Below are 13,425 nucleotides of genomic sequence, written 5' to 3' on the forward strand. Positions count from 1 at the left end.
AAACTTTAGTTCGTTGACATTGCATGAGGAAGGTCTAGCCAGTGTCCCATGCGTTCTTTCTTTGTTCTTAGATATTGCTGATTTTCTGCAAACACCCGCACAGGAAGTGCGATTCTTTCTACTATCTGCAATCCAAAACCTTGAAGACCATAATATTTTTGAGGATTATGTGTTATCAATTTTATTGTTGAAAGCCCAAGATCCACAAGAATCTGCGCACCGATGCCATATTCCCGGGAATCTACAGGAAAGCCCATTTCTAAATTCGCATCTACCGTATCATAACCATGATCTTGTAGAGCATATGCTTGGACTTTATGACCTAAGCCAATGCCTCGTCCTTCTTGTCCTCGCAAGTACACAACTACGCCCTGTCCATGCTGTGCAATATACTCCATGGCTGTTTTAAGCTGCTCACCACAGTCGCAACGTGTAGAACAGAGGATATCCCCAGTAATACACTCGGAATGCACACGAACTAAAACATTTTCTTCCCCATGCACTTCCCCACGAACTAATGCAAGATGTTGCATCCCGTCTAACAAAGACTCATAGACGTGCACCACAAACTCCCCATATACAGTTGGCAGCCGCGCAGAAGAGATTCTTTTTACTAACCTCTCTGAAAGCATCCTATACGCCACAAGATCTGCGACAGAAATGACTGAAATCCCATGTTTCTTTGCAAACTCCATAATCTGGGGAGGGCGCATCATAGAGTAATCTTCATTTACTAGCTCTGCAAGAACCCCACAAAGCTCTAAGCCCGCCAAACGCATTAAATCCACAGTAGATTCCGTATGCGCAGCACGCTTCAATACACCTCCAGGAGAACTGGCTAAAGGGAAAAAATGCCCAGGGCTAACAAAATCTTCGGGACGACTCTTCGGATCTGCAAGAAGCTGCACAACCCTTGTCCTATCTGCTGCAGACACTCCTGTAGTCACCCCCTCTGCAGCATCTATGGAAACCATAAATGGCGTGCGAAAACGACAACTGTTTTTTTGAATCATAGGGGAGAGCTTAAGTTGTTCGAGTCTCTTTAGCTCCAAGGCAGCACAAACAATCCCTGTTGTGTGCTGGAGAAGAAAGGTCATTTTTTCAAGAGTTATTTTTTCTCCTGCAAGAACAAGGTCTCCCTCATTCTCTCTAGAGGCCTCATCAATAACAATAACGAACTTCCCCTCTTGGAGGTCTTTCACAGCTTGTTCTATAGATGCGAAACCTGAAATGAGATCGTTTTCTTCAGCTTCTACCACGAGAATCCTTCTCTTAAAAGCAATTATTTTACCTAAGAATGCTAATCCAAACCCTCTTTCCCTTCAATCTCTTATCCTATCCTTGCTTCTTAAGAGGAATCTCCCAAAAAACTTTTAAAGAATTCCCTACAAAATCAGCACTTAATGGGAGAACAGCTTGGGCCGTATGTAGGCAATCCCCCAGCTCTTTAAACAGTGGTTTCTTCTGATCTCCAAGGATTTTCGGGCCATAATATAAAATGATAGCGTTGGCCAGATGGTGTTTTAAAAATTCCGTATGCACAGTTGCGCCTCCTTCTACGAGAACTTGAAGGAAATGTTTATTCGCCAGCAAACGCATGACTTCGTGAAGGTCTACTCCAGAGGAGGAAGCTTTTACACAAGCAATCTCTACACCTAAAGCTTCTAAATATTGGAGGTGTTGCGAAGGACAGCGCTTTGTAGTCACATAAAGAACTTCCCCACCGAGATGAAATACCTGAGACTCCTTAGGGACTCTTCCTGAGCTATCTAAAACTATACGGAGAGGCTGTCTTGCATAGAGCTCTCCTGAAGCACGACGAGCAGTAAGTTTAGGGTTATCTGCAATTACAGTCCCTGCTCCTACAATAACCGCTTGAGAACAGGCACGAATAAATCCTACATCATGACGAGCTTCTGGGCAGGTGATCCATTGTGATTGGGAATTTCTATCTGCTACCTGTCCATCTATACTTGCGGCACTTTTCAACACGACCCAGGGGGAGCAAGAACTCCTTTGATAGAGATAGGGCTGCAAAGATTTTCTTGCGCGAGCTTCTTCTAGCCCAACATGTACGCGAATTCCTACGTTTTTTAAGCTTTCAATACCTTTCCCAGAAACGCGACAGTCGGGATCTTTCAAAGCAATGAACACTTCAGCAACACGATGTTTTATAAGGAGATCCGTACAGGGAGGCTGTTTCCCATAGTGAGAGCAAGGCTCTAAGGAAAGGTATACCTGGGCTCCTTCTAAACTCACATGTGCTTTACGGATTGCGATTTCTTCTGCATGGGGCCCTCCAGGATATTCATGATATCCCTCGCTCAAAATTTTTCCATTCTTAACAAGAACACATCCCACCCAAGGGTTGGGAGGGGTGGTGATTCTTCCGCGCTCTCCAATTTCTATAGCACGACGCATAAAAAGTTGTTGTTGCTCGGAAAAATCTTCCATATACTCTACAAAACTTAGATAACTTAAGAGCTAAGCATGTTGGATATAAAGATTATACGCAAGGAACCTGAGAAAAGTGAGCTGCGGCTTCGGAGGAAAGATTCTAATATCTCTTTACAGCCTATCCTTACTTTGGACAAAACTGTCCGTGAGTTGAAAACACAAGCAGAAGCGTTGCAAGCCCGTAGGCGTGCGCTTTCTGAAGAGATCCGAAAATTAAAAGCACAAGGGGAAGATGCTCAAGCACATATTCAAGAAGCCTCCAAAGTTGCTTCTCAGCAGAAGGATTTAGAGGAACGGCTCCAAGAAAACGAAGCTCTCCTTCACGACGAGATGTCCCGACTTCCTAACTATCCTGCTGAGGACGTCCCCGATGCTCCAGATAAATCTGGGAACCGCGTTATTAAAAGTTTCGGCACACCAAGAGAATTTTCCTTTCCTCCTAAGAACCACCTAGAACTCAATAAAGCACTAGACATCTTGGATTTCAAATCCCCGGCAAAAACTACCGGTTCAGGATGGCCTGCATATAAAAACTTTGGAGTACTTTTAGAGTGGGCTTTACTAACCTATCTTCTCCAAAAGCAACGTGCCCATGGCTTTGAGCTCTGGCTTCCTCCTCTCTTAGTAAAAAAAGAGATTTTATACGGCTCTGGGCAAATCCCAAAGTTTGATGGGCAGTATTACCGCGTAGAGGATGGAGACCACCACCTCTATCTTATTCCTACAGCAGAAGTTGTCCTGAATGGGTTTCACTCTCAAGAGCTTCTCAATGAAAAAGATCTCCCCTTATATTACGCTGCATGTACCCCGTGTTTCCGCAGAGAAGCTGGAGCTGCGGGGTCTCAAGAACGCGGCCTCGTTCGGGTACATCAGTTCCATAAAGTCGAGATGTTCGCGTTTACTACCCCTGATCAGGAGGATTCTGCTTATACTAAAATGCTCGACATTGTTGAGGAGATCCTTATCGAACTGGAGCTTCCCTATCGCTTATCTCTTCTTTCCACGGGAGATATGTCTTTCACAGCTTCAAAAACTATCGATGCAGAAGTATGGCTCCCTGGGCAAAATGCATTTTATGAGGTCTCTTCGATTTCAAAATGCTCTGATTTCCAATCCCGACGTTCAGGGACACGCTACAAAGATGCTCAAGGGAAGATGCATTTTGTCCATACCCTAAACGGCTCTGGATTAGCAACACCGCGTTTGCTTGTGGCAATTTTAGAAAATAACCAGCAGGAAGATGGTTCTGTAGTGATCCCAAAAGTTCTCCGAGCCTATTTAGGGAACCAAGAAAAGCTAGAACCTTAGATTAGGATCAACGTTGCAAATATGCATCTATCTGGGCATATATAATAAGAGTAAAGTTTTTATTTCAGGGATATTTTCAACGATGACGTCTCAAAATCACTTTTATTCCCGTACACCAGAACAACATGTTCGCATGGTTAGAGATAAACATGGCGTATGTAAGGGAGAGCCCTATACCACCTCTAAGGGGCTTTTTTACCACTTAGCAGGAGATGCTCTATCCTCTGGAGTATTTTTATTTTTCATCCGCACCTTATTTTTCCTTACCCCTTTAGCTCATAGCTTTCAAACCAAACTCCTCATCTCACTAGGAATAGGCTGGGCCTTTTATCAAGGGGCATTCAAAGCGAAGGAAGCTTGGTCCTATATGGAGCTTTCTCATCGCTCTATGTTTCAGGAAAAAGAGGAGATAGAACGCCACTTTGATCAGGAGAAGGAAGAGCTTCGCGTGATCTTTTCAAACCAAGGGTTTAAAGGGCCTCTCCTTGAGGATATGATAGAGTATGTTTGCTCAGATACCACCCTACTGTTAGACATCATGATCCGTGAAGAGCTCCATATCTGCAAAGAAGCTTTCCCACACCCTCTAACCCAAGGAGGTGTACGCATGTTAGGGAACCTTTTAGGCCTCATGCTCTTTCTGCCCTTTACACTATGTGCTAGCTATTCCCTCGCAGGGTTCTTCTCTACTCTCCTCATTGTTGTGCTTTCTATTTTTAAAGCAAAAATTTTAGAGAATAGTGCAATCGTAGATTCTGTATGGAGTGCGGGGATCTTCCTTACAGCTATCAGCATTATCTGTTCTTTTATAAAGTTTTTATAGACAGGAGGTTATCGTGTTTTCTCGAATATTCTCGACACCGTTTTCTGCCAAAATTTTAACAAATTTTTTTGAATCTGGGATGTCAGAAGATACGAGCCCTATGCTTTCTGCTGAAAGTCGTAAACTTAGCCGCAATCTTACTTTAAAATCTTCCTATGTATCCTTAGTAACTTACATGGTTGCGTTATTATGCTATTGGTTTCACGCTGAGAATGTCTCGCATTTATTTACTGTGTTGACGTTCTTTTTTGCTGGTACGCCTGCATTGATTAAGTCTTTGGAAAACATCTATCATAAAACTATAAATATTGACATTTTGATGACGTCAGCAGCATTTGGCTCTATCTTTATTGGTGGAGCTTTAGAAGGAGCCTTGCTTCTGGTGTTGTTTGCAATTTCTGAAGCTTTAGGGCAGATGGTTTCAGGGAAAGCAAAGAGCTCTTTAGCATCATTAAAGCAGCTTGCCCCCACAACAGGATGGGTACTGTTAGAAAATGGTCATCTTCAGCAAAAGCCAATAGATAAAATCTGTGTAGGAGATATTCTCCGAATCAAAAGTGGAGAAGTCGTCCCTTTAGATGGAGAGATCATCCATGGTTCCTCATCTGTAAATCTTATGCACCTTACGGGAGAAAAGGTCCCCAAGTCATGCCAGATAGGTTCGATCATTCCTGCTGGAGCGCATAATCTTGAGGGGAGCTTTGACCTTAGGGTTTTACGTATCGGTGCGGACTCCACAATTGCACATATTATTAATTTAGTCATCCAAGCGCAAAACTCTAAGCCTGCCTTGCAACAACGCTTAGACAAATACTCCTCTGCCTACGCCATTGCCATTTTCGCTATTGCCAGTGCCATTGCCATTTTTGTGCCATTATTTTCTTCTATCCCCTTTTTAGGCCCAAATAGCGCTTTTTATCGCGCGTTAGCCTTTCTCATTGCAGCATCCCCTTGTGCTCTTATCATTGCCATCCCCATTGCATATTTAAGTGCCATAAATGCTTGTGCGAAGCATGGTGTGTTGTTAAAAGGCGGTGTGATTCTTGATCGCCTAGTATCGTGTAACTCCATAGTGATGGATAAAACAGGGACACTAACTACTGGCACGCTCACCTGTATCCGCTGTGATATCTTTGGAGAAAAAACCCCTGAATTTTTCCCTTCGATTTTAGCTTTAGAGCAATCTTCATCGCACCCTATAGCTCAAGCAATTGTGAAATACCTTGCTGCACAGCGCATCACTCCGCGTGCTGCAGATCGCTATCTTACAGTCCCTGGGGAAGGGGTCCGAGGTTTCTTCCAAGATCAGGAAGCTTTCGTAGGGAAAACAGAAACAGCTCTACGAACCATTCCTAGGGTCTATGCTGAGGATCTCAAACAGCGCATATTCCGAGCTAAACTTCGCGGGGAAATTTGCTCCCTAGCATATTTAGGTTCGTGTTGTGCATTATTTTACTTTAAAGATGAGCCTCGCCCTCATGCTTCGGAGATTATTTCGGAACTAAAGAGATTAGGCTATCCCGTAAGCATACTTACAGGAGATCATAAAGTCAGCGCAGAAAATATCGCCAAGATCGTTGGAATTTCTGAGGTATTTGCAAACCTCTCTCCAGAAGCAAAGTTAAATAAAGTTCGTGAGTTAGCGAAGCGGCGGCATATTTTGATGGTAGGAGATGGGATTAATGACGCTCCTGCGCTAGCTCAGGCTACGGTAGGAGTCGCTATGGGAGAAGCAGGAAGTGCTACAGCTATAGAAGCTGCGGACGTTGTGCTTTTGCATGACTCTTTAGCTTCCCTACCATGGGTGCTAAAAAAAGCTCGGCAAACAAAAAAAATCGTTTCTCAGAATTTAAGTTTAGCTCTGGCAATTATCTTACTAGTATCTTGGCCTGCCTCTTTTGGAATCATCCCTCTATGGCTTGCGGTGATTCTTCATGAGGGCAGTACGGTGATTGTCGGGATGAATGCTTTGCGTTTACTAAAATAGGTTAGTAACGGATAAACCTTCGGCTATAAATACTTTGTAGAATCCCCAAAGAAGCCATAGAGGAGATCACAGAGGAGCCTCCGTAAGAAATTAAGACCAGAGGAACTCCCGTGATAGGCAGCAGTCCACACATCATACTGATATTTATTAATATATGCATGGAAAGATACACCGTAATGCCTCCTGCAAGGAGTTTCCCGAAGTCATCCACAGCTACAGCTACGGTGCGGCAACCAAAGCAAATCAAAGAGTAGAAAAGCAGGAGCACTACGGCAAGTCCCCATAGGCCAAACTCCTCCCCCAGAGCTGGAAATACGGAATCCGTATAACTATAGGGAAGCCATCCTCTCCCTGCAAACTCTCCGGACTTCCATCCGCGTCCTTTTAATCCTCCCAACCCTATGGAAATCAATGAGGCTCTTTGATGGTGGTTAGCGGGGCTCAGGCGGTCATATTGGTATTCTTTGATTACCTTCAAAGCATAGGGACGGATCTTTTCATGCGAGATGATCCCAGAGAAAATCAGCAGAGAACATAACACACCACATCCTGCAATTATCGCACAAAATCTTACAAAAGGCGGGTAGATGTTTCCTAAGTAAAGGATTGCCAAAGCAACAGGGCACAATACTAATGCGGTTCCTAGATCTGGCTCTTTCAAAATCAAGAAGAAAGGAACAGCGACGATGATACATGCAACGAACGCTGTAGTTTTTGAGGAGATCTGTGCTTTACGAGCATCTAAGGCATAGCTTAGCATAATCACAACCACGAGCTTAGCATATTCTGAAGGCTGTACACTAAGGCGTATGAGGGGGATCCGATACCATCTATGCACATGCTGCACTGCTGGGACAAAGAACAGCCCTACTAAACTTAGCAACATGAGAAGGTAGAGTAGCCATGCCCACTTCTGCAATTTATGGTAATCCATATGCATGCATATAACAAAGACGATCCAGCCCAGAGTAAAGTGTTTCAACTGCATGAGGCTTTTTGCTGACAAGGGAAACTTGGATGGAGACTCTAATGTAGATAGGGAATCCATAGAAGAGATCACGACAATACTCAAAGCCATTAAAGAAAACATGATGGCAAACAACCATAAATTCACATGGCGAAGATAGTTGTAGTGTCTCATAATGATTCTAACAGTACGTCTTAAGTCTAGGATATGAAAGTTATTTATTACGAAGTAGCAAAAACTCCTTCTACAAATACAGAAGCAAAAAGACTCATGCACCTATGGGATCCTTATGCACTTACTGTAGTTACGACAAAACACCAGACCGCAGGAAAAGGAAAATTTGGGAAATCTTGGAAGAGCTCCCCTAAAGATCTCCTGGCAACATTTTGTTTTTTCCTTAAAGTTCAAGATCTTGATCTCTCGCAGCTCTTTCGTTTAGGAACAGAAGCTGTCCTAATGCTCACCCAAGAACTCCACATAAAAGCATCTATAAAATGGCCTAACGACGTTCTCGTTCACAATAAAAAGCTCTGTGGAGTGCTCTGTGAAACCCTCCCGTCTCAAAGGCATTTAGGAGTGGCCTTAGGAATCGGGATCAATGTCAACACCCCAAAAGAAATTCTAGACGCTATTGATCAGCCTGCCATATCACTACAAGCCATACTAGGAGAAGAGGTGGATGTGGGGGGGCTTCTAGAGAAACTCACTACTCAGATCATACAGATCTTACGTGTTCACATTGCAGATATGTTAGCGACTCAAACGGATTTCAGGAAGATCTAGGAAACGAAAGAGGTGTTGCGCACACCATAAAGACCCTTGACGTCGCAACTTTAAGTACTTCTCTACGGCTTGTTCATATGCCGCTATTTCAAATGAAAAAAGATTCTCTCTAGCCCAGAAATTCTCTATCCATAGCAACGCTTGCCGTTGATTTTCACAAGAATCTAGAGAGTCTAACAATTCTGCTAGAAATTGCGGCAAAGACTCTTCCATCTCTCGAAAAGCAAAAAGAATCGTATAGCCATTACGAAGAAATTTCCTCCAGGGAATGCTACTATGCTCTGACAAAAAAGCTATTTCCTTCTCTATCTTACTAGCATCTTGTTGTAACAGCTGTGCTAAGGAAACCAAAGCCTGACGTTTTGCAAGAGCATGGTTAGCAAGGACTTTCCATGCGAGAGAAACATTGCTTATAGCGTAATACAACTGCAGATAAGATCCTAATAGGGCCCCACACAGCACACCAAAAACCACTACAAAGATTACGTTTCCCATAGCTAGAGATGTTTTAGTTAAAGTGTATGATAGGTCAGGATTTCAGCATCAGTGAGCTCACGATATTCCCCATAACGCAACCCACCTAAAACAAGGCTCCCAATACGAATCCGCTTCAGTTCTAAAATCTGTAACCCCGCAGCCTCTGCAAACAAACGGATTTCGTGTTTTTTCCCTTCATTGACAACAATCTTTATCGTTCCTCTACGAACTTTAGATACAGCCACAGGACGAACACGCTTCCCATCAATCATCGTGCCCTGCATCAAGGAGTTCAAATCTTTTTCTATTACGTCGCGATTAACTTTTAGTAAATACTCTTTGGTAATCCCATAAGAAGGATGTATAATTTTATTTGCAAAATCCCCATCATTCGTAACTAAAATCAATCCCGAGGTTTCCTTATCCAAGCGTCCCACAGTAAACACCCGATAGGGAAGATGGGAGAACAAATCAATCACAAGCTTGGTTCCCGGGAACTTCCTCTCAGAGGTGCAAACAAAACCCAAAGGCTTATGCACCATAAAATAGACCTTTTTCGTGCTTGCAATAGGTTTCCCTCGCACTAAAACCCGATCATGTTGGTCATCAACCTGAACAAAAGGCCCCTGAGCTACACGTCCATTTATTGTAACCTCTCCAGCGAAAATAATTTCATCACATTTCCTACGAGAGGCAATGCCAGCAGCAGATAAAAACTTATTTAAGCGCACTTTTGTCATAAAATTCTCAAGTTAAAGGAACTATTGTGCCTGAGAAAAGAAATAGAGGTCTAGCTTTCTTTCTTTTAAAAACTTTTTTTTATAAAATTCTTCTAGACAAAAGTTCTGTTCTTTCTATGCTTGGTCTCTAAACCTCAACTCTCTTAGGATCCTATGACTTTACTCATTTTACTTCGCCATGGCCAATCTGTATGGAACGCAAGAAATTTATTTACGGGATGGGTAGATGTTCCTCTGAGTGCCCAAGGAATCGAAGAGGCTTTTTCCGCTGGAGAAGCACTTAAGGATCTCCCTATAGATTGCATTTATACCTCCACATTAGTGCGAAGCTTAATGACGGCGCTTCTAGCAATGTCTCGTCACTCCTCTCAAAAAATCCCCTACCTTATCCATGAGGATCCTGAGCATTGCAAAATGGGGAAGATCTATAGCACCACAGAGGAGCAAATGATGATCCCTGTTGTTTCATCTTCAGCCTTAAATGAAAGGATGTATGGAGAACTTCAAGGGAAAAATAAACAAGAAACTGCGGAACAATTTGGTGAGGAACAGGTGAAGTTGTGGCGACGTAGTTATAAAGTCGCCCCTCCCCAAGGAGAAAGCCTCTATGACACCAAACAGCGCGTTCTTCCCTATTTCACACAAACTATTCTCCCACAGCTACACAATTCTAAAAATGTTTTTATATCAGCTCATGGGAACTCCTTAAGATCTTTGATTATGGATATAGAAAAATTAAGTGAAGAAGAGGTACTCTCTTTAGAGCTTCCCACAGGAAAACCTATAGTGTATTCATGGACCGGCCACAAATTCGACAAACTTCTAGAACCGTTTGGTTAAACAACCAACTCGCAATTCCTCCTTCTCAAGAGGTAAAAGAAGCTCATGCTTTATATTCTGATCCGTTTTCTTTAGCTCCCTTTTCTGCATTACGGTTTTTAAAAGAAGCTGAAGAATCCATCCGTAAATCTATCAGCCCGCATCTTCCTGAGATTTTTCATTTTATTCCTCATTATCCTCACATTACTAGAATTCTTGTCGCGGCACTTTTAGAAAATCATACCCACTTTCAAGGAAGAAACCATCTGATTCTCCCTTCTCATGACCAGCAGTTCTTTATAGATGCATTATGTCGACGGCACGGCTTAGGAGCCACCTATGACTGGGTAACAACAACTTCAGAAGGGAGAATTTCTGAAGAACAACTCATAGAAACTCTGACCCCAAAGACCTTACTCTTTTCCATGTCTGCAGCACATGGACTTACAGGCATCATCCAACCTATAGAGCTTGTATTACGCATATGCAAGGAACGAAAGATCCTCCTACACCTAGATATTTCAGATATTTTAGGAAGAGCACCGCTCCCTTCAGAGCTCTTTGAAGCAGATATTCTTACATTTTCTTCTGCTGCTTTAGGAGGGATTGGCCATATTGGAGGGATATTTCTTCAAAAGCCTCTAGAGAGGATCTTCTCTTCATGGTTTCCTCCTATGCCTTCTGGGACCCTCCATCTCGGCACAGTAGCGGCAATGCAAATAGCTTGTAAGGAACGAGCTTCTGCTCTGCCCTTGTTTGCTCTTCATACTAAGAAACTCAAGAAAAGTCTCCTTGCACATCTACAAAGCGTATGTCCTAATTTAAACATCCTTTTTTCCCATGGGGAACACAGCCTTCCAAATATTCTTGTTGCAGCTTTCCCTGAAGTCCCCGCGGAAAGTTTAGCATTTTTCCTACATCAACAAGAAATCTATCCAGGGCTTGGGCATGAGCGCTTTCAGCCCCTCTCACAAGTCTTACAAAACTGTGGAATCTCCCCTTTCCTTTGTCACAGCGCCTTACACTTTTCTTTAACCGAAAGAAATCACGAGGACCAGTTTGCCTCTCTTTCCCAAGCCTTAGGTGAAGGCATCCAATTTTTAACCCCATTAACTACACATGCTCTATGACAATCCCCTTTCAACCTAATGCCTCTTGGGCCACATTTTCAAGCAAAGTCATAAAAAAACTTCTTAAGCCCTACTGTGCAGGCAAATTTACAGAAGAAGATGCTGCCGTCAAAGATGCGTATCTTGCCATTGGGAAACAGGGGCATAAACTTATAGGAAATAGCATTACGTTTTATTGGCTTGTCGATAAGAATCATGGGAAAATCCTGGATGCAAAATTCCAATGCTTTGGTAGTCCCTACCTCATTCCTCTCGCTGAAGTTACTTGTAGCCTTGTGATAGGGAAAAGTTATGCACAAGCCTATAAAATCACCATAGACGATATAGATGAGCTTTTGCGTTCTGATCCTACGAAGCCTGCGTTCCCAGAAGACAGCCTCCCTCTGTACCATTTCATCATAGATGCCCTAGATACTACTATAGAACAGTGTCTTAATATTCCCCTAGAAGACGGATCTCTTCCCCTACGGGAAACTCCAGAGTTTCCTGAGATGGAAGATGCCAATCCTTATGACAAGCACACTTGGGAAGCCATGTCTATAGAAAACAAAATTGCTGTGCTAAGAACCATAACGGAAGAAAAGATTAGTCCTTACATAGCCCTAGATGGAGGGGCAGTTTCTATAAAAACTCTAGAGAACAATATCGTCACTATTGCCTATTCTGGGAACTGTTCTGGCTGTCCCTCTTCCATAGGGACAACATTGAATTCTATAGGGCAGCTACTGCGTACCTATGTCTATCCGGAATTGCAAATTAAAGTCTGCGAAGACTCTTTAACCTTCGCTCAGCACCCCCAGAATATAGATGGACCTTCGCTGTAGAACATTTGTCAATAATTCTTACTTTCTGATAGAGAGGAATAAATGATGACCAAATAGCTTTTGTTTACTTTTTATCAGGCCGCCAGTGTTTCCCCAAATCTTGCGAAAAAAAATCTCAGCATTAGGGATTTCTCCCTTAGGTATGTGCTTGTTAGCAGGAGCTCTCATTTGCCTCTGGGGATTTGGGAAAACTTCCTCCTCTCCAGAAGCCCCAACACCTAAACTTGAGAAATCAGGAGCCTGGCTTAAAATTTCCCAAGCTGGCAACCTCAAGCTCTGCGAAACACTCGCAAAAAAAGAACAACTCGAAAAAGACCTAACGATTTTTCATCCCATAGCCTCAGCAAAAGTCGCTTTAGCATTACCTTCCGACTCTGAAGTTTCCCACCCTTTGAAACTTTCCGTTATCCTTACACTACATAAAGATCAATACCTTACTCCTATGCTACTGTTTTCCATTGCGGATTATCTTTGCAGTAGCTTCCCAGGTCTACGTCATGAAGACATCACCCTCTCCGATAATGAAGGGAATTTCTACACTCCTGAACTTATAGATACAAATTTTCTTCTTCTGTTTTCCTTAGAAAAATACCTCTCCAAAATTTTCCCTAAGGAACACTTTTCCCTCTCTTGTCTCCCGAAAAAAGAGAAGCCTACGCTGCAACTTACAGTAAATAAAACGTTCCTAGAAAAGCTCTCCAAGGAACATGCGACAAAACTTTGGAACCATGCCACACAATACCTCTACCAAAATTATGGCACCAGTCATACAATTCTCAAAGAGCAGCTCCCCTTTACAGGGAAACTCAGGAACCGTCGGGATATCTCCAGATATGTAATTACAGGGCTCATTCTCCTTTCAAGCTTAAGCATTGTTGCTCTTGCGAGTTTGTATCTTGCCTGGCAAGCATATGATCGCATGGATGAACCTCAAAAAATAAAACGAGGAATAAATATCGCAAAACTGGTAGAGATCGTGCAAAAAGAGCCTCCACAAAAGATTGCGTTAATTCTTTCATTTTTAGATCCAGGGAAAGCTGAAGAGCTCTTAAATAAACTTCCTATAGAGATACAACATCAAGTACTGAAATATAAACTTTAGAATTAGGT

General features: G+C 42.8%; 13 protein-coding genes. 8 read left to right on the plus strand and 5 right to left on the minus strand.

The window, feature by feature from the left end; all coding sequences use genetic code 11:
• Nucleotides 1-5 precede the first annotated feature (5 nt).
• Both G5S_RS00760 and ribD read right to left on the minus strand, forming a co-directional pair.
• Nucleotides 6-1,232: a bifunctional 3,4-dihydroxy-2-butanone-4-phosphate synthase/GTP cyclohydrolase II gene (locus G5S_RS00760; RefSeq protein ID WP_370913665.1), complete on the minus strand. Its 1,227-nt coding sequence runs from the start codon at nt 1,230-1,232 to the stop codon at nt 6-8.
• Between the two features lie 103 nt (nt 1,233-1,335).
• Nucleotides 1,336-2,454: a bifunctional diaminohydroxyphosphoribosylaminopyrimidine deaminase/5-amino-6-(5-phosphoribosylamino)uracil reductase RibD gene (gene ribD / locus G5S_RS00765; protein WP_013712266.1), complete on the minus strand. Its 1,119-nt coding sequence runs from the start codon at nt 2,452-2,454 to the stop codon at nt 1,336-1,338.
• Between the two features lie 36 nt (nt 2,455-2,490).
• On the opposite strand from ribD, the gene serS reads away from it, so the two are divergent.
• The 3 genes from serS (at nt 2,491) to G5S_RS00780 (ending at nt 6,575) form a co-directional block, all read left to right on the plus strand.
• Nucleotides 2,491-3,765, plus strand: a complete 1,275-nt coding sequence (gene serS, locus G5S_RS00770) for a serine--tRNA ligase (RefSeq protein ID WP_013712267.1) — start codon at nt 2,491-2,493, stop codon at nt 3,763-3,765.
• Between the two features lie 82 nt (nt 3,766-3,847).
• Nucleotides 3,848-4,588 carry a VIT1/CCC1 transporter family protein gene (locus G5S_RS00775; RefSeq protein WP_013712268.1) on the plus strand — a complete coding sequence of 247 codons (741 nt, stop codon included), beginning with the start codon at nt 3,848-3,850 and terminating at the stop codon, nt 4,586-4,588.
• Between the two features lie 13 nt (nt 4,589-4,601).
• Nucleotides 4,602-6,575 (plus strand): cation-translocating P-type ATPase, encoded by a 1,974-nt coding sequence (locus tag G5S_RS00780; protein ID WP_021757537.1) that lies wholly within the window; start codon nt 4,602-4,604, stop codon nt 6,573-6,575.
• A 1-nt stretch (nt 6,576) separates the two neighbouring features.
• On the opposite strand, the gene G5S_RS00785 is transcribed toward G5S_RS00780, so the two are convergent.
• On the minus strand, nt 6,577-7,716 hold the full coding sequence (locus tag G5S_RS00785; RefSeq protein ID WP_013712270.1) for an FtsW/RodA/SpoVE family cell cycle protein: 1,140 nt from the start codon (nt 7,714-7,716) through the stop codon (nt 6,577-6,579).
• Between the two features lie 33 nt (nt 7,717-7,749).
• On the opposite strand from G5S_RS00785, the gene G5S_RS00790 reads away from it, so the two are divergent.
• Nucleotides 7,750-8,325 carry a biotin--[acetyl-CoA-carboxylase] ligase gene (locus G5S_RS00790; RefSeq protein ID WP_013712271.1) on the plus strand — a complete coding sequence of 192 codons (576 nt, stop codon included), beginning with the start codon at nt 7,750-7,752 and terminating at the stop codon, nt 8,323-8,325.
• Here G5S_RS00790 and G5S_RS00795 read toward each other — a convergent pair.
• Nucleotides 8,293-8,820, minus strand: a complete 528-nt coding sequence (locus tag G5S_RS00795) for a hypothetical protein (protein WP_013712272.1) — start codon at nt 8,818-8,820, stop codon at nt 8,293-8,295. The two genes, G5S_RS00790 and G5S_RS00795, sit on opposite strands and share 33 nt — an antisense overlap.
• Before the next feature lie 17 nt (nt 8,821-8,837).
• Nucleotides 8,838-9,542, minus strand: a complete 705-nt coding sequence (locus tag G5S_RS00800) for a pseudouridine synthase (RefSeq protein ID WP_013712273.1) — start codon at nt 9,540-9,542, stop codon at nt 8,838-8,840.
• A 153-nt stretch (nt 9,543-9,695) separates the two neighbouring features.
• Between G5S_RS00800 and G5S_RS00805 the strand changes: the two genes are divergently transcribed.
• The 4 genes from G5S_RS00805 to G5S_RS00820 all read left to right on the plus strand — a co-directional run bounded on the left by G5S_RS00805 (nt 9,696) and on the right by G5S_RS00820 (nt 13,417).
• A complete protein-coding gene (locus G5S_RS00805) occupies nt 9,696-10,382 on the plus strand; it encodes a 2,3-bisphosphoglycerate-dependent phosphoglycerate mutase (protein WP_013712275.1) in 687 nt (228 codons plus the stop codon).
• A complete protein-coding gene (locus tag G5S_RS00810) occupies nt 10,337-11,491 on the plus strand; it encodes an aminotransferase class V-fold PLP-dependent enzyme (RefSeq protein WP_013712276.1) in 1,155 nt (384 codons plus the stop codon). Before G5S_RS00805 ends, G5S_RS00810 begins: the two co-directional genes overlap by 46 nt.
• A complete protein-coding gene (locus G5S_RS00815) occupies nt 11,488-12,315 on the plus strand; it encodes a NifU family protein (protein ID WP_013712277.1) in 828 nt (275 codons plus the stop codon). The genes G5S_RS00810 and G5S_RS00815 overlap by 4 nt, the downstream gene beginning before the upstream one ends.
• A gap of 85 nt (nt 12,316-12,400) precedes the next feature.
• The gene (locus tag G5S_RS00820) at nt 12,401-13,417 is read left to right on the plus strand and encodes a type III secretion system protein (protein ID WP_041466997.1); all 1,017 of its coding nucleotides are present in this window, start codon (nt 12,401-12,403) and stop codon (nt 13,415-13,417) included.
• The last annotated feature ends 8 nt before the right edge of the window (nt 13,418-13,425 follow it).

The sequence above is a fragment of the Chlamydia pecorum E58 genome (genome assembly GCF_000204135.1).
GTDB classification, from domain to species: Bacteria; Chlamydiota; Chlamydiia; order Chlamydiales; family Chlamydiaceae; genus Chlamydia; species Chlamydia pecorum.